17 protein-coding genes are annotated in these 23,313 nt (G+C 48.1%); 11 read left to right on the top strand and 6 right to left on the bottom strand.

Going from position 1 to position 23,313, the window contains the following annotated elements; genetic code table 11:
• Window positions 1-248: 248 nt before the first annotated feature.
• The 9 genes from Q0X97_RS10420 (at window position 249) to Q0X97_RS10380 (ending at window position 6,295) form a co-directional block, all read left to right on the top strand.
• A complete protein-coding gene (locus tag Q0X97_RS10420; RefSeq protein ID WP_302067389.1) occupies window positions 249-710 on the top strand; it encodes a DoxX family protein in 462 nt (153 codons plus the stop codon).
• 101 nt (window positions 711-811) lie between these two features.
• Complete coding sequence (locus Q0X97_RS10415) at window positions 812-1,090, top strand: hypothetical protein (protein WP_302067388.1); 279 nt, start codon at window positions 812-814, stop codon at window positions 1,088-1,090.
• 107 nt (window positions 1,091-1,197) lie between these two features.
• Window positions 1,198-1,605 carry a hypothetical protein gene (locus Q0X97_RS10410; RefSeq protein WP_302067387.1) on the top strand — a complete coding sequence of 136 codons (408 nt, stop codon included), beginning with the start codon at window positions 1,198-1,200 and terminating at the stop codon, window positions 1,603-1,605.
• Between the two features lie 173 nt (window positions 1,606-1,778).
• Entirely contained in the window at window positions 1,779-2,630 is an 852-nt protein-coding gene (locus Q0X97_RS10405) for a DUF692 domain-containing protein (RefSeq protein ID WP_302067386.1), read from the top strand.
• Window positions 2,617-3,354: a putative DNA-binding domain-containing protein gene (locus Q0X97_RS10400; RefSeq protein WP_302067385.1), complete on the top strand. Its 738-nt coding sequence runs from the start codon at window positions 2,617-2,619 to the stop codon at window positions 3,352-3,354. The genes Q0X97_RS10405 and Q0X97_RS10400 overlap by 14 nt, the downstream gene beginning before the upstream one ends.
• A 98-nt stretch (window positions 3,355-3,452) precedes the next feature.
• On the top strand, window positions 3,453-4,028 hold the full coding sequence (locus tag Q0X97_RS10395; protein ID WP_302067384.1) for a sigma-70 family RNA polymerase sigma factor: 576 nt from the start codon (window positions 3,453-3,455) through the stop codon (window positions 4,026-4,028).
• Between the two features lie 49 nt (window positions 4,029-4,077).
• On the top strand, window positions 4,078-4,263 hold the full coding sequence (locus Q0X97_RS10390; protein ID WP_302067383.1) for a zf-HC2 domain-containing protein: 186 nt from the start codon (window positions 4,078-4,080) through the stop codon (window positions 4,261-4,263).
• Window positions 4,264-4,545: 282 nt separating this feature from the next.
• On the top strand, window positions 4,546-5,403 hold the full coding sequence (locus Q0X97_RS10385) for a YoaK family protein (protein WP_302067382.1): 858 nt from the start codon (window positions 4,546-4,548) through the stop codon (window positions 5,401-5,403).
• Between the two features lie 205 nt (window positions 5,404-5,608).
• Window positions 5,609-6,295: an OmpA family protein gene (locus Q0X97_RS10380; RefSeq protein WP_302067381.1), complete on the top strand. Its 687-nt coding sequence runs from the start codon at window positions 5,609-5,611 to the stop codon at window positions 6,293-6,295.
• Between the two features lie 68 nt (window positions 6,296-6,363).
• On the opposite strand, the gene nfsA is transcribed toward Q0X97_RS10380, so the two are convergent.
• Window positions 6,364-7,095, bottom strand: a complete 732-nt coding sequence (gene nfsA, locus Q0X97_RS10375; protein WP_302067380.1) for an oxygen-insensitive NADPH nitroreductase — start codon at window positions 7,093-7,095, stop codon at window positions 6,364-6,366.
• Between the two features lie 170 nt (window positions 7,096-7,265).
• Complete coding sequence (gene wrbA / locus Q0X97_RS10370; protein ID WP_302067379.1) at window positions 7,266-7,871, bottom strand: NAD(P)H:quinone oxidoreductase; 606 nt, start codon at window positions 7,869-7,871, stop codon at window positions 7,266-7,268.
• A 48-nt stretch (window positions 7,872-7,919) separates the two neighbouring features.
• Here wrbA and Q0X97_RS10365 point away from each other — a divergent pair, with 48 nt between their 5' ends.
• A complete protein-coding gene (locus tag Q0X97_RS10365) occupies window positions 7,920-9,164 on the top strand; it encodes a YihY family inner membrane protein (RefSeq protein WP_302067378.1) in 1,245 nt (414 codons plus the stop codon).
• A 93-nt stretch (window positions 9,165-9,257) separates the two neighbouring features.
• Here the strand turns inward: Q0X97_RS10365 and Q0X97_RS10360 are convergent, their stop codons facing one another.
• From Q0X97_RS10360 to Q0X97_RS10345, 4 genes are all read right to left on the bottom strand, one after another.
• A complete protein-coding gene (locus Q0X97_RS10360; RefSeq protein WP_302067377.1) occupies window positions 9,258-10,427 on the bottom strand; it encodes an LD-carboxypeptidase in 1,170 nt (389 codons plus the stop codon).
• Window positions 10,428-10,459: 32 nt separating this feature from the next.
• A complete protein-coding gene (locus tag Q0X97_RS10355) occupies window positions 10,460-10,870 on the bottom strand; it encodes an HIT family protein (protein ID WP_302067376.1) in 411 nt (136 codons plus the stop codon).
• Between the two features lie 187 nt (window positions 10,871-11,057).
• Complete coding sequence (rng, locus tag Q0X97_RS10350; RefSeq protein ID WP_302067730.1) at window positions 11,058-12,551, bottom strand: ribonuclease G; 1,494 nt, start codon at window positions 12,549-12,551, stop codon at window positions 11,058-11,060.
• Window positions 12,552-12,768: 217 nt separating this feature from the next.
• Window positions 12,769-13,140 carry a hypothetical protein gene (locus Q0X97_RS10345; RefSeq protein WP_302067375.1) on the bottom strand — a complete coding sequence of 124 codons (372 nt, stop codon included), beginning with the start codon at window positions 13,138-13,140 and terminating at the stop codon, window positions 12,769-12,771.
• A 685-nt stretch (window positions 13,141-13,825) separates the two neighbouring features.
• On the opposite strand from Q0X97_RS10345, the gene Q0X97_RS10340 reads away from it, so the two are divergent.
• Window positions 13,826-23,299: a YadA-like family protein gene (locus Q0X97_RS10340; RefSeq protein WP_302067374.1), complete on the top strand. Its 9,474-nt coding sequence runs from the start codon at window positions 13,826-13,828 to the stop codon at window positions 23,297-23,299.
• Window positions 23,300-23,313 lie beyond the last annotated feature (14 nt).

Raw genomic sequence — 23,313 nt, 5'->3', positions numbered from 1 at the left:
GGCGGGAATGGTCGTATTCTGGGCTGGGGCCAGCGGTTATTTGTATTATTGTTTATAAGTAGCCTTAAAAATAATGTTAGCTGTTAAAACCATAATAAATGCTTATTAAATCATTTATTATGCATTGAAGGTTTTTACTTTATATAAATCAAAAAGATATAAATATTTTTCAAAAAAACTTTCTTACTGCGTAAGGAACTCCGATATCAGCCGTCTACTTAGCATAACATTAATTTTCAGGAAAAAATATGAGTAAAACCGCTTGTTTAAGCCGTTTTTCAGATACTTGGGGTAAAGATATTGCTCTTTTGGGATTGCGTCTATTTGTAGCCTATGAATTCTGGGAGGCGGGTTTTGAAAAATGGAATGGTGAAAACTGGTTTGCGAGTATCCAGGAATCCTTTCCTTTCCCATTTAGCCTACTTTCTGCAGATTTCAACTGGATGGCAGCAATGGGGGTGGAATTAGTTGCACCTATTCTGTTGATATTGGGATTAATTGGGCGCTGGGGAGCTTTAGCGTTGATGAGCGTAACCATAGTAGCTTGGGTTGCTGTGCATGGCGATAATGGTTACAACGTATGCAGCAATGGTTACAAAATGGCTTTGATTTATCTGGTAGCTTTGTTGCCATTAGTTTTGCAGGGTATGGGACGCTTATCCTTGGATCATGTGTTATTCAAGCGGGTGGATAAAAATATTCCTTTATAACTTGATGAATAAAAAATTTATCTAATTGTATTTTGTTAAATTTCAATTTTTTTTAATCTAATTAAATAATCTAATTAAAATTTATTCAGGAGCATTAAAACATGAAAACAACTTCTTCTTTGATTGCTTTGGCTGGCTTGTTGGCTTTAGCTGGTTGTCAAGGGCAATCGAATAGTTCAGCAGAATCAGCGCCTGCCACCAGTGTTTCAACGCCTAAAGCTGAAGAAGGTAAATGTGGCGAAGGTAAATGTGGTGCTTCACATGCTGGAGAAAAAGCTGGTGAAGGCAAGTGTGGCGAAGGTAAATGTGGCGCGGCATCTAAAGCTGACGGTAAATCTGCCGAGGGTAAGTGCGGCGAAGGTAAGTGCGGTAGCCATTAATTTTTTAATTCGGGCTGTTTGATGAAACAACCATTTTCAGATGGCCTGATTTGACAATGAGCTGTTATATAAATTCTTTTCTCTCTCAATAAAACCAAGGAGTATCTATGAAAAAATCTTCATCTTTAATCGCGTTGGCCGGTGCATTGGCCTTGTTGGGTAGTCAAGCTGCATTTGCTGAAGGCAGTAAACCTGCTTCTTCACACATCGTAAAAACTGCTGCTAAGAAAGCGCAAGAAGGTGCATGCGGCGAAGGCAAATGTGGTGCACACGGTAAGAAATCATCTAAAGCCGGTGAAGGCAAATGCGGTGAAGGTAAATGCGGCGCACACGGTAAGAAATCATCTAAAGCCGGTGAAGGCAAATGCGGTGAAGGTAAATGTGGTGCACACGGTAAGAAATCATCTAAAGCCGGTGAAGGTAAATGTGGCGAAGGTAAATGCGGTGCACATGGTAAAAAGAAACCCGCTAAAGCTGGTGAAGGTAAATGCGGCGAAGGTAAATGCGGCGGCTAAATCGTTAAGCTGAAGCAGTAAAACAAATCGACACCTTTTAAATACCTTAGAAAGGCCGTCTGAACCTTTCAGACGGCCTTTCGCTATCAAACGAGTATTTCTCTATCAATGTGTTTGGGTATGATACAGTAAGCATTTTGATACGGACATATCCATTTTTCAAGGAGCACAAAATGAAAACCTTACATGGGGCGGGTTTAGGCTATAAACGTAGTATGGCTGATAACTTTCTCAATCTGAATCTCGAAACCAGTGCGATTCAATTTATTGAAATCGCCCCTGAAAACTGGTTGAGAATGGGGGGAGCTGCCCGTAAAAAATTTGATGCGGTTGCTGAACGCTTCCCTATTGCTTGCCATGGTTTATCTTTATCATTGGGTGGGCAAGATCCTTTGCAAATTGACTTTTTAAGACAAGTTAAGGCATTTCTACGACAATACGATATTAACTTCTTTTCTGAACATTTGAGTTATTGCAGTCATCATGGTCATGTTTATGATCTGCTGCCTCTACCTTTCACTGAAGAGTCTGTGCACCATACTGCTGCTCGTATCCGTTTAGTACAGGATATTCTTGAGCAACGTATTGCAATAGAAAATACCTCTTACTATGCCCATAGCCCGATTGCAGAAATGGACGAAGTTGATTTTCTGAATGCTGTTGTACGTGAAGCAGATTGTGATATCCATCTTGATGTGAATAATGTTTACGTAAATGCTGTTAACCACGGCATCGTGCAGCCGCATGACTATATCAATCGTACTGATTTAAGTCGTGTGTGCTATATGCATATGGCAGGGCATGATGAAGAAAATGAAAACCTGTTGATAGATACACATGGGCAGCCTGTTTGTGCCGATGTTTGGGATTTATTTGCCTATACTTGCTATAAACTACCGCACAGTGTGCCTACATTATTGGAGCGAGATAGTAATTTCCCTCCGTTTGCTGAACTTGAAGCTGAAGTCGCCCGTATTGCTGCTATTCAACAACAAGCAGAGGAGGCTCGTCATGCAGCAGCGTAGTGTTTTAACAACACCTATGAGTAGTGCGGATTTTCAATCTGTTTTAGCTGACCATGTACGTGATCCGTCATTACCGGCACCGGAAGGTATCGCTTTTGAACGCCTTGCCGTGTATACCCGTTTGGTACGGAATAATTTACGTAGTTTTCTAGATCTGTGCTTCAGTGATAGTAGCGAATTTGCAGATGCCGATCTCTGGCAGGAGTTGCAAAACCGTTTTTTGATTGAGGCGCGCCCTGAATCACCGTTTTTTAATGATATTCCCGCGCAATTTCTCGATTACGCACGCACTAGGGAAGGAGCACAACGCTTGCCCGATAATGTGTTGGAAATGATGGATTTCGAAACGGCTTTGCTTCATGCTGAAACCACGGTTCAGCCTGTTTCAGACGGCAAGTGGGATGGCAGCACGCTATTATCATGGGCTCCGGCTGCTCGAATTAGCCATTACAGTTGCAATTTTGTTGACAGTCATTTGGAAAGTATCGAAGAGGAGCCGAGCATAGTATTGACTTGGCGTAACCTTGATAATGAAGTGTATTACCGTTCAGTAGAAGACGCGGATTTGTTTTTATTGGAGCACTTCAGCAAACAAAGTGATACGTTCGTCAATGTTTTAAGCAATCTGAAAGAAATGTTAGATGGACAAGACATTGAAGCATGGTTAAGAAAAAGTATAAACGGTTGGGTTGAAGCAGGCGTATTATTACCTGTCCATGTGTAAATATGGAGAAATACCATCTTGCGGAGATGAGAAAAAAGTCGTCATAAAGTGGCAAAAGTTTTACAATACGCTACTTGATTAAAAACTCAAATCCCAAAATGGAAAATTTCAAGAAGCTACTCACTTCGATACAACCTGATATTTTGCGTTTTGCCCGTATCCAGCTGCGTGATGATCATCTTGCCGAAGATATTGTGCAAGAGACATTGGCTGCTGCTATTGATAAGTATGGCCAGTTTCGTGGCGATGCGGGTTTGAAAACGTGGGTGATGACCATCCTTAAAAACAAAATTACTGATTATTTCCGCAGTAAGAAAAATATTGTCAGCATTGAAGGGCTACAAGAAGAAAATGCAGCCATTGATAGTGCATACAATGAATGTTTTGATGAAACCGGTCATTGGTTTGCATCCGCTAGCCCGCAGCAATGGCGGGAAGCCCCTGAAGAGTTTACCCGACAGCAGGATTTTTTCCGTACGTTGGAAAACTGCATGCAGGGGTTGCCTGAAGATACTGCACAGATTTTTTATTTGCGCGAGATCATGGGCTTGGAAATAACAGAAATTTGTAGCCGCTTTGACATTAGTAAAGACAACTGTTACGTTATTTTGCATCGGGCCAGAAACGGTTTGAGAAATTGTTTGCAGCACCGTTGGTTTGATCTGAACGAATAATAATTGGTTTAATTTGAACCAATAACAATTATTAAGGGAGAAATATACTATGTTGAATTGCAAGCAAGCTTGTGTGTTACTTTCAGAGGAGCAGGATCGAAAACTGACTCTGAGTGAACGCAGCCTGCTCTTGCTACATTTGGCTTTTTGCCCGCATTGCCGTCGTTATAAAAAGCAATTGGCATTTATACGTAAGAATATTTCCGATTGGCAGAAGGGTGTGGGTAAAAAATAACCCCCGCTGACTGGTATTTTAATAAAAGGCCGTCTGAAAAAGGTTTTGACTTTGGTTAAACCTTTTTCAGACGGCTTTTTATTCTATTTCTATCCTTTCAATCTGCTCTGCTTTCTTTTTTCAGACGGCCTTGTACAATATAACAAATAAGCCGGCTATAACCTTGAAACCCCGAGCATTCGAGGACATTGGCTGGCTATATTGTTCGGCCTGCCCGCTATATTTGCCAGTCGGTATGGAAGCCGAAAAACGGTTTTGCCTTTCCAAAATTTTTGAACCTGTATGGAAAAACAGAAAAACGATTCCCGTCGAGTCCGCCGTGTCAGAAGCCATCGTCCCCCGTTTTGGCAGGCTGATAAGCCGTATCTTCACGAACACCATATCAGCGATGTGCGTTTTCGTGTGCTCGGCTATGTGATGGCTTTGTTGGCGGGGGCCATTAATGCGGGCGGTTTTTTTGCAGTGGCGCGTTACACTTCGCATGTTACGGGCGAGATGTCGTATGCGGCTGATATGGCTTACTTAGGGGAATGGAAGGCCGTGAGTGTGGCCATGTTGGGAGTTGTGTCGTTTATCTTGGGAGCGGCTCATTCCAGTTGGGTGATTTTGTGGACGAAACGGCAGCGTTTTCGAGGCAGTTTCGGTTTGTCGATGTGGTTGGAAGCGGTGTATCTGTTGCTGTTCGGCTTGATAGGGGTAACGGCTTTGAAATGGGGAGGGAATGAAATGCCTTCGGTTGCCATGTTGCTGCTGTGTTTCATTATGGGCATGCACAATACGGTGATGACGATTCTTTCGGGCGGAGCGATACGTTCTACCCATATGACCGGTACGGCTACCGATTTGGGTATTGAAATCTCGAAGATGTTGTATTATCGCCGCAGTGATAATCCCAAGTTGCCGCATGTACATGTGAACAAGCCTAAAGCTAAGCTGTTTGCCGGATTGATGATCGCTTTTCTGCTGGGCGGGGTAGTCGGTGCATGGGGATATCATACGGTGGGGCACCATTTTGCTTTGCCTGTGGCTGCCGTATTGTTTGTTTTAGGGTTTGGTTCCGTGGGCTATGATGTGCGGTTAAGGATTAAATTTATGCTGGTGCGTCGCCTCAATCTGCGCGGGCGGGGAAATAAACAGTAAATGGCCTGTATCGGAAAAGACACGGTTCTTTATTTTCAGACGGCCTGAAACGATAGAAAAGGTTAGCGACTGATTGCCTGTGTAATATCAAGTTAAGCAAACTTTTAAGCCTGAATGATGTTCTATATAGTGGATTGCAGAGTACGGCCGGTGCCGTAACAGAACAATCAGACCAAACAACTGATTTACATTGAAAGGAAATACCATGAAAGTGTTGAAACCCCTAACCGTATTGACCATGAGCGGCGTGCTGGCATTGGCAGGCTGTGTAACCGATCCGACCACCGGCCAACCGAAAGCCAGTAAAACCGCCATATATGGTTTGGGCGGTGCGGCTGTTTGCGGCATTGTCGGTGCACTCACTCACGGCGGTAAAGGTGCTCGTAATTCGGCTTTGGCTTGTGGTGCGGTGGGTGCGGGTATCGGCGGCTACATGGACTACCAAGAGAAGAAATTGCGTGAAAGTTTGGCCAACACCGACGTGGAAGTGCAACGCCAAGGCAACCAGATCAAATTGGTGATGCCTGAAAACGTAACTTTTGCCACCAACAGCTCGGCTTTGAGCGGTAATGCAATGGACGCGCTGAGCAAAGCTGCACAAACGTTGGTGCAATATCCCGACACCACCCTGACGGTTGCCGGCCATACTGACAACACCGGTAACGATCGGATCAACGAGCCTTTATCGCGCCGCCGTGCCCAAGCGGTTGCCGATTATTTGAACCAACGCGGTGTTGCAGCTTCGCGTTTGAGCACCATCGGTTACGGTTCGCGCCAACCTATCACCGGTAACGATACTGTTGAAGGCCGTGCGAAAAACCGCCGTGTGGAAATTTTGATTAATCCCGATCAAGAAAAAGTACGCGCTGCCCAACAGCAGTTGCAACAATAAGCATCGGGCAAATATGCGGGAGGCCGTCTGAATATTTTCAGACGGCCTCTTTGTTGCTTGGCAGCAAATTATCGTTTCGCCAGGCCTTTGCGTTGCAAGAACGGCAGCACTTCGGGGCGCACTTCATGGCACAAAGTGTCGCGTACTTGTCGGGTAAAATCCAAATCCAGATTGCTGCGGCGTTTGTAATAGTCTTTAACCACGGCGTTGTATTCGGTGTAGACCGTATCGTCCAAACCGCGGTAGCCGTTTTCGGATACCACGCATTCGGTAGGCAGGCGCGGGCGCATCAGCGGTTCTTGCGCGGGATGGCCCAAACACAGGCCGAACAGTGGCACGACGTTGTCGGGCAGGTTGAGGATGCTGTCGGTGGCGTTGATGTCGTCGCGCAGGCAGCCGATATATACTCCGCCCAAGCCCAGCGATTCCGCCGCCAACAGCACATTTTGCGCCATGATGCCCGCGTCTACCGAACCCATCAGTGTCATTTCCGTCCAGTCGGTTTGGGCATCGGGGGCGATGTGTTTGTGTTTGGCGAAGTCGATGCAGAACACCAGAAACTCGGCACAGGTTTCGATATAGTGCTGGTTTGCGCTGACGGCACGGAGCTGTTTGCGCATGTCGGCATCGGTAACGCGGATGATATGGGTGGACTGCAAGAAGCTCGAAGTAGAGGCTGCCTGACCTGCTTTTAAGACGGCATCCAGCATGTCGGGAGCAATTGCTTCTCCGGTGAATTTGCGGATGGAACGGTGGTTTAACGCGGTTTCCAGCGCGGGTTTGCTCGGTAAAGGTGTCATGAGCGATCTCCTGTTTTGAGGTATTTGGAAGAATGGTTGAAAATGGTGTCGGATCAGCGGCAGTTTGGCGGCACGTTTGCTTTGATAAGCGTTTGGGCACGCCGGTACTGTTTTTCAGACGGCCTCTCGGTGTTCATCCGGCGGAGGCCGTCTGAAAATACATCTTGGTTTTATCGGGCCAACTTCAAAGCCAGTTCGGCCAGACGCTTGCCTTGGGTAAAGGCGATCTGCTGCTCGTCTTTGCTCAGCTCCGGCTTGCCATCATGCCCGGCAACGTGGGATGCGCCGTAGGGTGTGCCGCCGGTTTGGGTGCAGCTTAATGCGGCTTCGCTAAACGGTATCCCGTTGATAATCATGCCGTGGTGCAGCAGCGGCAGCATCATGCTCAGAAGAGTGGATTCTTGCCCGCCGTGTTGGGTGGACGAGCTGGTGAACACGGTGGCCGGTTTGCCGATCAGCTCGCCGCCCAACCATTGCGGGATGGTGCCGTCGAGAAAATATTTGACCGCGGCGGCCATGTTGCCGAAGCGGGTGGGGCTGCCCAAGGCCAGACCGGAGCAGGTTTTTAAGTCTTCGGCGGCGGCATAAGGTGCGCCTTCCGCGGGAATGTCATTTTCCACGGCTTCGCACACGGCAGATACTTTCGGTACGGTGCGCAACACGGCTTCGCAACCTTCCACGCTTTCGATACCGCGGGCGATTTGGCGGGCGAGGTTCAGCGTGCCGCCGTGTTGCGAATAGTATAAAACGAGAATTTTTATCGGATTTGGGTTCATAAGGGCTTTCCGTTACAATGGCGCTTCATTTGAAAACTAAGGAAGATTATGCCGAATTTATCGTGGTGGCAAGATTTCCGTAAATCGCGCCTGAGCGGATTCGTATGGTTTTTGTACAAACGCTTTAATGAGGTGCGTGTGCCGCAGGTATCCGCCAGTCTCACCTTTACCACTCTGCTGGCGCTTGTGCCGGTACTGACGGTTACGCTGGTGGTGGTGTCGGCGTTTCCGATGTTCGACAATCTTTCCGATGCTTTCGTGCATTTCGTCAACCGTACCATCGTGCCGCAAGGTGCGGATACGGTGTTTGAATATATCAACGACTTCCAATCCAAGGCCAGCAAGCTCACGGCCATCGGTATCATTATGCTGGTGGTAACGTCGCTGATGCTGATCCAAACCATCGACCAAACATTCAACCGCATCTGGCGCGTGAGCACGCAGCGGCCGCTGTGGATGCAGTTTCTGGTGTATTGGGCGTTGCTCACGTTCGGGCCGGTTACTTTGGGTATCGGGCTGTCGTTATGGTCTTCGCTGCTCACTTACAGCCGTTTTGGCGAGAGTTTTCCGTTGTTTGCCGGTGTTTTGCGGGTGTCGTTTTCGATAGCGTTTACCACAGTGTTGCTGTGGTTGCTTTACCGGTTGGTGCCCAACCGTTTCGTGCCCGCGCGACATGCCTTTGTCGGTGCGATGCTGACGGCTCTGTTGTTGGAAACCGCCCGCTACGGTTTTGCATGGTATGTGAGTACGTTTAACGGCTACACGCTGATTTACGGCGCGTTTGCCGCCATTCCGTTTTTTCTGTTGTGGCTGAATTTATTGTGGATGCTAGTGTTGTCGGGCGCGGTGCTGACGGCTTCACTTTCCTATTGGCAGGGCGAGGCGTTCCGGCGCAGTTTCGATGTGCGCGGCCGTTTCGACGATGTGTTGAAAATCCTGCTGCTGCTTCACGAGGCTCAGAAGAAAGGCTCGTCATTGAAGGTGCAGGATTTCCGGCCGCACATCAACATGGGCTACGATGAATTGGGCGAACTGCTTGAAAAACTTGCCCGCCACGGTTATGTGTATCACGGCAAACAAGGTTGGGTATTGAAAACCAATGCCGCTTCGATTGAGTTGAGCGACTTGTTTAAATTCTTCGTTTACCGCCCGACGCGTTTGAATCGGAATGAAGTGAATGCGGCAATCGATAAAATCATGCATCCGTGTTTGGATACCCTCAACATCACGTTGGCGGAGTTTGAAACCCGTGCCCGTGATGCGGACGAAGCAGGGCGGCAAGAGAAGCCTTGATGTTTTCGACGCGGGAGAGGATAAGGCCTAATGGCAAGAGGCCGTCTGAAAAGGTTTTCAGACGGCCTCTTGCCATATTTGCCATATGGAGGGTTATTCCGTTACAGGGTCTTCCACCACGGTTTCGATGGGTTGGTAAGCCGGAGGCGGCAGCAGTGCGTCAAGCACCAGACCGGAGGGGTTGAGGGTGGGGTAGCCGCTGAACGTAACCGAATAGCCGCCGTTTGATGTGCTACGGATTTTGGCATGCGCACCCAGCGGGAAGGTGGCTTTGTTGGCAATATGACCGAACGGAAAGCCGGTCAGCACCGGCACTTTGGCAACACGGCTGACGGTGTTGATTACCGATGAGAAATTGTAGTTGCTGTCGTACACGTCGCGGATTGTGCCCATGCGGAAATCGCCGAACACAATCGCCCGCTGTTTGGAAAGAATGCCGGCCAGATGCAGGGTTTGCAGCATGCGCTCGATACGGTAGGGCTGTTCGCTCACATCTTCCAAAAACAGAATGCCGCCTTGGATATCGGGCAGATACGGGCTGCCCACCAGTGAAGCGATAACACTCAGGTTGCCGCCCCAGAATGTGCCTTCGGCATTTACGCCGCTGCGCTGGATGGCGGAAATGCTCAAGGTGTTTTCGGTGTCGGTGGTGCCGCGGATGAACGATTCCATGGTATAAACGCTGGGCACGGGTTTGCCGAACTCGCTGTATACCATGGGGCCGGCAAAGCTGCTCATGTTGCCTTTAGCCAATAATGCGAGCTGGATGGCGCAGACATCGCTGAAACCGAAAAATAAGGTGCCGCGTTCGCGCATTTTTGCACCGAGCCGTTCGAAGTCGATATGCGGCAACAGGCGTGCGGCACCGTAACCGCCACGCAGCCCCATCAATACTTTGGGCGTGGCGACGCGGCCGGCGGCGACATCTTGGAAGTCGGCGATACGTTCGGCATCGGTGCCGGCGAAACGCTGGTAGCGGCGGTAACCCGCTTGCTGGTTGGTTACGGTAAAGCCGGCGTTGTAAAGACGGGTGAGGCCGGTTTCGGTGCGGCTGCTGTTGTCGGCGAATCCGGATGGAGCGACGACACGCAGCACGTTGTCGCCGGAGCGGGGGGGGATACGTTTGGGTTGCACGGGTTTGGCTTTGGTCGATTGGGTGGTTGGCTGGGTGGTTCCGCTGCTGCCGCAGGCCGTGAGAATGCCTGCACCTGCCGCGGCGGCGGATGCTTTCAGAAAATTACGTCGCGAAGGTTGCCAGGTCATAAGTTTTCCTTGTTTGCTGGTGTTCAATGTATTCAGACGGCCTGAAGCAGTGTTTTTACCTGCTGTGCCCAGCCGTCCGGCAGTGTCATGCCCGCTTCACGTTGCGCCGCCGCCCAGATGGGAGCGGGGAAGTTGGCATCGTTTTCAAAGCGGGCGATCACATGCCAGTGCAGGTGCGGCACGACATTGCCCAAGCTGGCCAGATTGATTTTAACGGGGCGCAGCACTTGTCTCATGGCCGCTTCTACGCGGTACACCATATCCATGAGTTCTTGGCGTTCGGCGGGGAGCAGGTCGGTCATTTCCGCCGTATGCCGCTGCCAGATAACGCGGCAGAACGCCGGTGCGTTCGGCTCGTTGTGTACGGCAATCACGCGCAAGTGTTCGTTTTGCAGCAATACGTCTTCGTTTTCGGGGTGGCAGAGCGGGCAGGGCGGGGTCATGGCTGTTCCGTTGTTGTCAGGCCGTCTGAAAACGGTTCTTCAGACGGCCTGTGGTTTGTTTTGTCTGATGGGTCAGGATTTTAGCACCAGACAGAGGGCTTAGAAAGTTGAAAGCTGAATGGGGTTCGCCATCAGTGGCAGAATGCTTCAGGCCGTCTGAAGAACCGTTTTCAGACGGCCTGTGGCTTTACAGCAGCACAATATCGTATTGCTCTTGCGTATAAGCCGTTTCCACCGCCAGCGAAATGGGCTTGCCGATAAAGTCGATCAACATGGCAAGCGATTGCGACTCTTCGTCGAGAAACAGATCGATCACATTCGGTGCAGCAAGGATGCGGAAACTTTTCGCATCATACCGGCGGGCCTCGCGCACGATTTCGCGTTGGATTTCATAGCACACGGTTTGCGGTGTTTTCAGACGGCCTCGACCTTGGCAGGAAGGGCAGGGCTCGCACAACACTTGGTTCAGATTTTCGCGTGTGCGCTTGCGGGTCAGCTCGACCAAGCCCAAGCTGGTAAAGCCGTTGAGGGTAACGCGGGTGCGGTCGAAGCTCAGGGCTTTGGCCAGCTCCTGCAACACGGCTTCGCGGTGCTCTTCCGACAGCATGTCGATAAAATCGATGATGATGATGCCGCCCAGATTCCGCAGCCGCAGTTCGCGGGCGATGGTGTGGCAGGCTTCGAGATTGGTTCTGAAAATGGTTTCTTCAAAATTGCGCGCACCTACAAATCCGCCGGTATTCACATCTATCGTAGTCATCGCTTCGGTGGATTCGATAATCAGATAGCTGCCAAAATTGAGGTTGACGCGCGGTTGCAGGGAACGGTTGATTTCCTGCTCAACATTGTGGGTTTCAAACAGCGGCCGCTCGCCTTTGAACAAGGTGATTTTATCCGTGGCTCCTTGCACATACTGCTCGGCGAATTCGCGCATACGCAGATAGTTTTCTTTGGAATCGACCAGAATTTCACGGGTGTTTTCGCTGAACAAATCACGCAATACGCGTAAGCTGAGCGGCAGATCCTGATACAGCAGCGTTTCAGGCGGCTGGGTTTTGGATTGATGCAGAATGTTTTCCCATACTTTGGTCAGATAATCGATATCGGCCTGCAATTCGGCATCGGTTGCCGTTTCCGCACTGGTGCGGATGATATAGCCGCGGCAGGCATTTTCGGGAAGCAGGTTGTTGAGACGGTCGCGCAGGCCGTTGCGTTCGCTTTCGTCTTCAATGCGCTGCGAAATGCCGATATGCTCTTCTTGCGGCAGATGCACCAGAAAGCGGCCGGCAAGGGAAATCTGGGTGGAAAGGCGTGCACCCTTGGTATTGATCGGGTCTTTAATCACCTGCACCAGTACCGATTGGCCTTCAAACAGCATATGCTCGATGCGCTGAGTTTCTTCGGGATTACGGCGTTGTTCCAATACGTCTACGATATGAAGGAAAGCGGCACGCTCCAAACCGATGTCGACAAAAGCACTCTGCATGCCCGGCAAAACGCGGCGAACCACCCCTAAATAAATATTGCCCACCAAACCGTGGCCGCTGTTGCGCTCAATGTGCAGCTCACAGATATTATTTTCTTCCAGCATCGCCACCCGCGTTTCCTGCGGCGTGATATTGACCAACACCGTTTCGGGCGGGCGAACGGTGTCTTTAGGTAAAGGGATACCTGTTAACATAATCATTCTCTGAATATAAAAATACTTTTGCAACCGAATCTCAGCTTCGAAAGCCGGTTGCAAAAGTGTTTTTTATCGTTTGTTGCCGCCTGTAATCATACGCGAAACGCATGGTTTTCGCAAAGCCGCCGTGGAGGAAGGCCGTCTGAAAACACGGTTTCAGACGGCCTCGACGGCCTCATCGATTCGTGCAAGAGCAACATCAACGGCCGGATACTTAGGGCTTATCTGTATCCAAATCAGCCTTATACTGAATCATACCTTGCTCTATCTGTTCGATAGACACGTCCAATTCCTGATTACGACGCTTGAATTTCAAATCCGCATCTCCCGCTTTTACCTTAGCTTCAATCACGTTGAAGCCATGCCGCTTCGCATGAGCACGCACTTGATCGGCCAAGTTTTTAACACTGTTACCGTTTCCGTGCAGCCTGAATTCCGCTTCAAACTCTCCATTACCCTGATCGTCCGCCTTAACCACTTCCGCACCGCGGGGCTTGTAGATTTCGCCCGGCAGTTCCGCCGCCATTACGCTGGCAGAAAACAGAGCCATGATGCCGGTGAGCAGCACGGTTTTGGATTTGTTCATAAAAAACTCCTTCGCTTCGGATTGCGCATTGCAGAACACAACCGTTTACCAAGATGGCTGCATGCTAAACATCTGCCGATTCCCCTGCAACCGCCTATACCTCTTTTTACCTGCTGCACTACTTATCTATTTGATATTTACAGTTCTTTGCGTTGAAAGGAGAAACTTTTGAGAGGCAGTTTAAGAGTATTCACGTTTAGATGTTTCTCGAACCTCTGCCGGATCACCGTTTTGAAGAGTTGAATGTTGCTTCGAATGTAATATTTAAATGTTTTCTTCAGAGGGCACCTGAAATACTTATTAATGTTGGCCCGGATTGTTTTTAAGGTGATGGTTTTCCTTTAAATAAATGACATTTGATTTATTTGCAATGCTTTGAATTTTCAGAATGAATATGATTTAAGCATAATTGTGCAATATTTATCAGTCGAATTACGATTCTGGCATTGGAATTGCATGTTTATATTTGAATAATTTTTTTAAGAAACGTAAAAATACGAATATTTAAGGCAATGATATATCGATAATCGGATGTTTTAATGTATAACCGGTTTTTATGTATCTTCAAATATTATTATCTAAGGTATAAAAACTAAAGTTGTATTTTGTCGTTAAGTGACAATAAATGTCAGTTTGAAATTTTTAGATATGCTGGTTTATATAAATTAATTAGGAAAAACACATTATGAATAAGAGTTATCGCAGTATTTGGAATGACGCTTTGGGAGCATGGGTAGCGGTTTCGGAAATTGAGAATGCTAAGGGGAAGCCTGCGGGAGGAAGCAGGGATATAAATAGAGTTTCCACATGTTTTGAGGGAATCAAAACATCGCTGCGTGTTATTTCATTGCTGGTTTGCATGACTTTTGGCTTTTCGGGTAATGCTTATGCGGCTATTGCTTTTAATACTGTAACAGAGGAAGGTATTACCAAAAATGAAGGGGAGGATGCAGCAGTAGTTGATCCTAAGAAGGAGGCAGCAGGGATATTAAATTATAAAAATCCAGGTAACTTATCTTACGTTGACTCAAATAAAATAGGGCCTTCAAGTGGAAGATTCTATTCTCCAGCAGGAACTGCTGCAGAAGGAATTGCAATCGGAAGATATGCTAATGCAGCGGCAACTGATTATGATGGAATAAGGGGTTATGGAAATATTGCTATTGGAGATCATGCACAATCAAGAAGCGGGTCATCATTGGCATTCGGGAGTTTCTCTAAAGCAATTAATACAGGAGCCACTTCAATCGGTACTGCAAGCTTAGCATCAGGATTTAATGCTTTGGCAATGATGCGACAGGCTGCGGCAACAGACGACTATGCAATGGCAATTGGCACAGTAGCTTGGGCAAAAGGGAAAGGCAGTTTGGCAATAGGCCATTCTGCACAGGCAAATGGCCATCAGTCTATTGCCATCGGTAGTTCTCATGTTATTCCCTCTTCGGTTTCAAATAGATCAATTACTGAATTTGATGGAAGAACTAATACTCAAGCTAATGGTAAAAATGCTATTGCTATCGGATCAAAAGGGCGAGCGGGAAAGGATAATAGCATAGCGATCGGTACATCTGCTCAGGCGGTGTTGGATGGGAATATTGCTATTGGGCAAAATGCTACTGCTAATGGGGTTGGTAACCATCCTTTGTCTAAGGCAGATAGAAACGATGTAAGGGCTGAAAAATATGGCCCAGCCATTGCTATTGGTGGGGCAGCGAATGCTCAAGGACGTAATGCGTTGGCCATTGGTAATGGAGCGCAAGTCACAGGTAATCAAGACGGTATTGCCGTGGGGGCATATAGTGAAGCTACAGAACGATCATTAGCTGCTGGTTACAAAGCGACAGCGGGAGGGGATCAATCAGTAGCATTTGGCTTCTTCGCTGGAAATAATGCTTCTTTAGCTGTTTCTATCGGCACGAATGCAGGCGCTAATTCTCATAATAATAGATTGGGTGTTAGTGTTGGGCATGATGCAGGCAAAAACGTAACAGGCACCGAAAACGTAGCTATTGGCAATGCAGCAGGCCTAGGTGTCGTAGGTAATACAAACTATGCATTTGGTTCACGTTCGGGACAATATGTACAGGGAGCAGATAATTTTGCCGGTTTGATTGAAGCTGGTAGTTATGTTAATGGCAATAATAATATTGCTATTGGTAAGCAAGCTGGTAGTGGTACGAGTGCTGCTCCTTTAAATTTCAACAATACCATTGCAATGGGAGCAAATACAGAAGCAAAAGGTGAGGCTGCTGTTTCTCTTGGTGCGGGCGCTCGTGCCAATGCAGCTAATGCTATTGCTATTGGTGCGACGTCTCTTACTGGATCAGATTCTGTTAATAATAGTAAGTTGCCAGGAACAGGGGCGATTGCTTCTGGTGAGAGTAGCCTTGCTATTGGTAGTAATAGTAAAGCTAATAATACTAAAGATGTTGCTTTGGGCGCAGATTCTGTTAGTGAAGCAGCTGAAAGTACATTATCAGCTGAGGTTAATAACATTAGTTATGGTAATTTTGCTGGTATTAATCCAGTAGCTACAGTTAGTGTGGGCAGCAAAAATGTTAAACGAACTATCACTAATGTAGCAGCAGGTCGTATCAATGAGGATAGTACTGATGCTATCAATGGTAGTCAGCTTTATATGACACAACAGGCTCTGGGCAATGTTGGTAAAAGTATTACCAATGTTTTGGGCGGCAATGCCACTATGGATGCAAGCGGCAATATTACGATGTCTGATATTGGTAGTACTGGTGCAGATAATATGCACAATGCGATTAAAGCCGTTAATGAGCAAGCCAACAAGCCGTTGACCTTTGGTGGTGACCAAGGTGCTAATTTCACGCGTAAATTAGGTAGTACAGTGTTTATTAAAGGCAGTGCACGAGGCCAGTTAAGTGATGACAATATTGCGGTGGTTTCTAATACGAGAGACACGTTGGAAGTCAAACTGGCTAAACAATTGACCAATTTAACCAGCGCTGCATTTACTGATGACTCAAGTAACAGCACAATTGTTCGCGGCAACGGTATTTTCATCACTCCTGCTAACGGTAAAGCATCTTTAAGCCTATCTGAAAACGGTTTAGATAACGGTGGTAACAAGATTACCAATGTTGCTCCAGGTGAAGTGTTAAATGACAGCAAAGAAGCGGTAAACGGCGATCAGCTGTATAAGCAAGGAGAAGGTGTAAGAAGCATCGTTGGTGGCGCCACCAAGTTTGATCCCGATACTGGCACATATACGAACAATAATATTGGTGGTACAGGTAAAGGCTCGATAGATGAAGCCATTCGTGCTATCAACACTTCTGCTAATGTAGGTTGGAACTTGACTGCTCAGAAAGTAAATGGCACCAAGGTAGCTCCAAATGACACCGTTGATTTGAGTAATACCGACAGCAATATCGTTATCAATAAAACGGGAGACTCAAACAATGTAACTTTCGACTTGGCGAAAAATATTACAGTTGACGACGTAACTGCGGGTAAAGGCGATAACCAGGTTGAATTGGGTAATGATGGTGTCAAAGTAGGCGGCAGCACCTATATCAGCAATGCTGGCTTGAATGCCAACGATAAAGTGATCGCTAATGTAGCCGCAGGTAAGACGGAAAAAGAGGTTGTTAATGTTTCGCAATTGGCACCGTTAGTCCAAGCGATGGATGTAAGCGTTAATCCGACAACCGGTATCGTTAATGCGCCGAATTTTGTTGTCACTAAAACTGACGGCAGCAAACACAATGGCGTGTCGACTATTCAAACTGCATTAGACAATATCGGTGAAGAAATCCAGAAGCCTTTAACTTTCGGCGGTGATAAGGGTACTAACTTAACACGTCAACTGGGCAAAGAAGTATTTGTGAAAGGCGGGGCAACAGGGGAACTGAGCGATAACAATATCGCAGTGGAATCTGATGGTAACAACACATTAAATGTTAAGCTGGCTAAAAATCTGACCGGCCTGACCAGCGCTGCATTTACTGACGGTACAGGCAACACAACCACTGTTAATGGCAATGGCATAAATATTGCACCTGCCGGACACCAACAGGTACGCCTGTCTGAAAATGGCTTGGACAACGGTGGTAACAAAATTGCCAATGTGTTGGCAGGTAATCAGGATAGCGATGCGGTAAACGTTAAACAGTTGCAAGATGCGTTGAAAGATTTATCGGTATCCAATCTTTCCGTGGTTGAAGCCAACTCACCGTTCTCGTATGTCAACGGTGATGGCAAGCAATTGATCCGCAAAGTGAATAAACAAGGGCAGGTTACGTTTGTAACTGCTGAAGATAATCAACCTTATGCCGGCAACGATATTACGATAGCCGCTTTGAATCCGAATAAACCGCAAACAACGGTTGCAACCAAAGTAGGTAATGTTGCCGCGGGTACCAAAAATACTGATGCAGTTAATGTATCCCAGCTGACGCCGATTGCACAGGCCTTAGGTATGAATGTTGATGCGGCGTCCGGTACAGTTGCTGCGCCTTCATTTACGGTTACGCAGGCAAACGGCACACCGTATGCGCCGGCATCGACTGTGCAAGAAGCATTGACCAATGTAGGCAAGGAAATTCAAAAACCGATTACCTTTGCCGGCAATATCGGTCAAACCGAGAAACACTTAGGCGATACCTTAAACATTCAAGGCGGTTTGGGTGACACAGCGGCGGCATCAACACAAAACATCCGCACAAAAGTAGATAATGGTGTGATGCAGATTGAATTGGCCGAGCGTCCGCAATTTGGCAACCTTACTATCAATGCAGATGGCGCAGGTAAGATTACAGGCCTGTCTGAAGGTGCTGTGAATAACAACAGTCAAGAAGCAGTAAACGGCAGCCAGTTATATAAAGCGGGTAAAGGTGTTGAAAGCATTGTGGGCGGTTCAACCGTTTACAATCCGGATAGCGGCACGTTTACCAATAACGATATTGGAGGTACAGGCCAAAACAATATCGATGCGGCCATCCGTGCGATTAATACGAGCGTGGGTGCAGCCTGGAATCTGTCTGCCGAAGGTGCCAACAGCAGCAAAGTTGCGCCAGGTAATACGGTCGACTTGAGCAGCAATGATAACAACATTGTGATCAGCAAAACGGCAACCAGCGACAACGTAACTTTCGATCTGGCGAAAGACTTAACCGGTCTGACCAGCGCGCAATTTACAGATGGAGCCGGCAATCAAACCACTGTAAACGGTGACGGCGTCACCATTCAGCCGGTTGACGGTTCCGATGCTGTAAAACTTACGACATCCGGCCTGAATAACGGCGGCAAGAAAGTAACCAATATTGCTAAAGGCAATGTTAGCGACAGCAGTAAAGATGCGGTAAACGGCAGCCAGCTATACGGTACGGCCAACAGCATCGCCCAAACTTTGGGTGGTAATGCGGCGGTCGGCGCAGACGGTAATGTTGCGATATCAGATATCGGTGGTACCGGTCAGAATACGGTAAATGAAGCCATCAAACATGTTGCCCAAGGCTTTAAACTGAACACTTCCAATGATGGTGGCGGAGAAGTTAGCAACAACAAAGAGGCTGTGGTTAAAGCCGGTGAAACGATTACTGTAGATGCGGGTAGCAACATTAAGCTTACCCAAACCGGCAAAACCGTTAGCGTAGCCACTAAAGCCGATGTGAACTTCAACAGCGTGGTTGCGGGCACAGGCGTAGATGCGGTTACTTTGGATGGCAATGGTGTGAAAGTTAACGGTAAAACTTACGTTAGCGATGCCGGTTTGAATGCCAATAACAAAGCTATCAGTAATGTTGCAGCCGGTAAACAGGCAGAGGATGCGGTAAACGTATCACAGCTGAACCCGATTGCCGAAGCTCTGGGTGTGCCGGTAAACCCGAACACGGGAACTGTGGCAGCGCCTTCTTGGGTGGTTACCAAAGCGGACGGCAGCAAATACGACGGTGTATCTACCGTTCAGGATGCGTTGAACAATATTGGTACTGAAATCCAAAAACCGATTAATTTTGCTGGCAACACTGGTAATACAGCCAAGCGTTTGGGGGATACCTTCACTGTGAAAGGCGGCTTGGCTGCAACGGCTAATGCTTCGAGCAAAAATATCCGCACCGAAGTAGGCAACAACGGCGAGATGTTGATTGAGCTGGCTGAAAGCCCAACCTTCGGCAATGTTGTAGTAAATACGGAAGGCAGCGGAAGAATTGCCGGAGTAACCGCCGGCCAGGATGATCAGGATGCCGTAAATATGGCGCAACTGAAAGGCGTGAATAAGAATGTTGAAGGCAATATGCAAGCCTTGGGCGGTAAATATGATCCTGTTACCAACACTTATACCCCACCGTCTTTTGCAACCAAATCGGCAGACGGCCAAGCTAAGCAGTCGGTAAATACCGTTCAGGAGGCATTGACCAACCTCAACGATGAAATCGTGAAACCGATTACATTCAGCGCTGATGACGGTCAAAACAGTACGCGCGTATTGGGTTCGACTATGGCCATTAAAGCGGGTAATTTCAATGGCGCCGCTTCTGCCGACAATTTAATTACCAGCAACGACGGCAATGGCACCATCACAATTAAGCTGGCTGATGCGCCTACCTTTAAAGGCAAAGTAAGCGCTGTCGGCTTGGATGCGGGTAATCAGAAAATTACCGGCGTTGCCGAAGGCGAACAAGATCGTGATGCTGTCAATATGGCTCAACTGAAAAGAGCAATGGAAGACATTATTGTCGAGAACCAAACGCTTGTAGAGGCAAACTCGCCATTCTCTTATGTGAATAGTGCCGGTGAGCAGCTTATCCGCAAAGTTGATCCTGATGGTACCGTTCACTTTGAAAAGGCTAAAGATAAAACGAAATATGATGGTAAAGATATTACTATCAGCGCCTTGAATGCCGTGGATCCGCAAACTGCCACACCTACCCGTGTTACCAATCTTGCCAAAGGTACGGCAAATACGGATGCAGTAGCGGTTAGCCAGCTGCGTGATACTGTCCGTGTATTAGGTGGCCAATTCAATGAAGCAGACGGTTCGATTACAGACCCCGTATACGAAATTCAGCGTGCTGACGGCACAACCCTAGAGAGGGTGGGCAATGTTAAGGATGCTCTGACTAAGTTGAATTCAGTGATGCAGGATCCGATAACCATTACAGGCAATACTAACCAAGGCACCAGCACACGCGTGAACAACGGCAGCGATCAAAAGCTGGGTTCCGTATTAAGCATTCGAGGTGCATCCGTTGACGGCACGGCATCTGCCGATAATGTACGCACTGTTGTCAGCGACAACCAAGTGGAAATCCAACTGGCAGATGCCCCCACATTCAAGGGTAAACTCAGCGCCCGAGGTTTGGACGCAGGTGGTGAGAAAATCACCAATGTAGGCGCAGGTGAAAATCCGAATGATGCAGTTAATAAATCGCAGTTGGATGAGGTTCGTACTTTAGTGGGCGACGGCTGGAATATTTCCGCCAACGGTAAGGCTGAAAGCAAAGTGGTTCCCGGTAACAAAGTTGACTTCAATAATGCCGATAGCAATATTGTGATTAGCAAAACAGCCGACAGCCACAATGTGACTTTTGACTTGGCCGAAAACATCAACATCGGTAAAGCCAAACCGATCAGCATTAACGGTAAAGCCGGCACAATCGGCGGGTTGACCAACACAACCTTCGATGCTGCCAATCCTGTAACCGGCCAAGCGGCCACCGAAAACCAATTGGCGGCAGTAGCCAACACACCGCTGATTTTTGCCGGTGATACAGGGAGCCTGTCTGAACGCAAATTGGGCTCTACCGTAACGGTGAAAGGCGGCGTAACCGAGGCCGACAAACTCACCGACAATAATATCGGTGTCGTTTCAGACGGCAACGGTACGTTGGAAGTGAAACTGGCGAAAAACATCAAGTTGGGTGCAGATGGCAGCCTTGCTGCCGGAAATACCGTTGTGAACAATGACGGTGTTGCAGTGGGCAATGAAGTTGCTCTGACTGCAGATGGTTTGAGGGCCGGCGATGTGCGTGTGAGCAAAGCAGGCATTAATGCAGGCAATAAAACGATCGGCAATGTGGCCGATGCCGAAAACGATACTGATGCGGTTAACCTGAAACAGTTGAAAGACCTTGCCGCTGCATCCAGCAACAAAGTGGCGGCCGGTAAAAACGTTGAAATTACGCCTGAGAAAAATGCCGATGGCAGCACCACTTACAAAGTGGCTACCAAAGATGAAGTTGAGTTTACCCGTGTGGCCAGCGGTAACGGTGCCAACCAAGTGGTGCTTGACGACAGCGGTGTGAATGTAGGTGGCAACACCTACATCAGCGCCCGTGGTATTGATGCCAATAATCAGAAAGTAAGCAATGTTGCGGCTGGCAACATCAGCGCGACCAGCACCGATGCGGTTAACGGCAGCCAGCTGTTCAATGCCGGTCAAAAAGTGGCTGATGCTTTGGGTGGTGGTTCAAAAGTAGATACCAACGGCAATGTTACTGCACCCACTTATGCATTAACCGCTGGTAACCCGGCCAAGGGCGAAAGCAAAACTTACAATAATGTAGGTGATGCGTTGGACGGCTTGAATAAAGCAGTTAATGCACCGTTAACCTTTGCGGCCGATAGCGGCAGCAATGTCGAGCGCAAGCTGGGCAGCACATTTAATGTGAACGGCGACGGTAGCAACATCCGCACTGAGGCTACTACTGATGGTGTGAAAGTGGCGTTGAATGACCGAATCTTGGTAAAACAGGTTCAGGTTGCCGATGGCCCAACCATCAATAACAACGGTATTGCGATGAAAAATCAGCAAATTACCGGTTTGAAGAGTGGTTTGGACGGTAAAACCATCGATCAGATTAAAACCGAGGGCAGCAGTAGTGCGCAATGGAACAACGCTGCTACCGTAGGCGATTTGGCATCGGTACAAAATACCGTAACCAATATCACTAATGTTACCAACAACATTTTGGGTACGGATGATGGTAAAGGCAATACCTACACCGACACGAAAGGTGAGCTGACCGAAGCCGGTAAATTGGCACTGAAAACGTATGACGTGTCCGGTCAAACTGCAACAAATGACAATACTGTGATTTCGGCCATTAAAAACATGAACGAAGGCGGTATCAAATACTTCCATACCAACGACGATTCAGGCCAAACTACCGGCGGGGTGGTTCACGCTACTGACGACTCAAGCGCATCCGGTAAATTTTCTACCGCAGTAGGTTTCAATGCGGCAGCCAACTCGGAAAACGCATTGGCTATCGGTAAAGGTGCCAAAGCACTGGCTGAAAACGCCTTGGCCATTGGTACGGGTAACGTTGTTTCCGGTCGCAACTCCGGTGCCATCGGCGACCCGAGCACCATCAGTGGCAACAACAGCTATTCATTGGGTAACAATAATACTGTTGCAACCGATAACACCTTTGTTTTGGGTAACTCGGTAGCACAAACCGTTGCTAATTCAGTTGTATTGGGTAACGAATCTGCCGCAGTTGAAGTACACAAAGCCGTAGCGGGCAGCAGCAATTACACCTATAAAGGTGAGAACGATGCCAATGTGGCGGGGGTGAAAGATGTTGTCGGCGTGGTAAGCGTGGGTAAAGACGGGCAAACCCGTCAGATCCAAAACGTAGCGGCAGGTGTGGTTTCCGCAACCAGCACCGATGCTATCAACGGCAGCCAGCTTTACTACACCAATAAAGCCATTGAAGAAGTGAAAGGCGGCGGTGCAGGTATTGTTCAATACAGCAGCCCTGCGAATCCGACCCAGCCGAACGGAGGCACAGCATCTAACGACGTAACTTTGGTTGGCGGCAATCCCAATGCGCCGGTTGTGATTCATAACGTAGGCGCAGGTTCCGCTCCGACTGATGCCGTTAACGTAGGCCAGTTGATGGCGGTAGGGAACCATCTGAACCAACGTATTGAAGACACGGGCCGCCGCGCCAATGCGGGTACGGCATCTGCGATGGCGATGGCCGGTTTGCCGCAGGCTTATTTGCCCGGTAAGAGCATGGTTGCCGTTGCAGGCAGCACTTATCGCGGCGAAAGCGGCTATGCCTTAGGCGTATCCAGCATTTCCGATAACGGCAACTGGATCATCAAAGGTACGGCTTCAGGCAATTCGCGCGGCCACTACGGTGCAACCGCAGGTGTGGGTTATCAGTGGTAAATCAGGTTTTCAGA

This window comes from Neisseria sp. MVDL19-042950 (assembly GCF_030504625.1).
Classification (GTDB): Bacteria; Pseudomonadota; Gammaproteobacteria; order Burkholderiales; family Neisseriaceae; genus Neisseria.
Note: the sequence above shows the minus strand (reverse complement) of the source record. Positions and strands in the feature narration are given on the sequence as shown.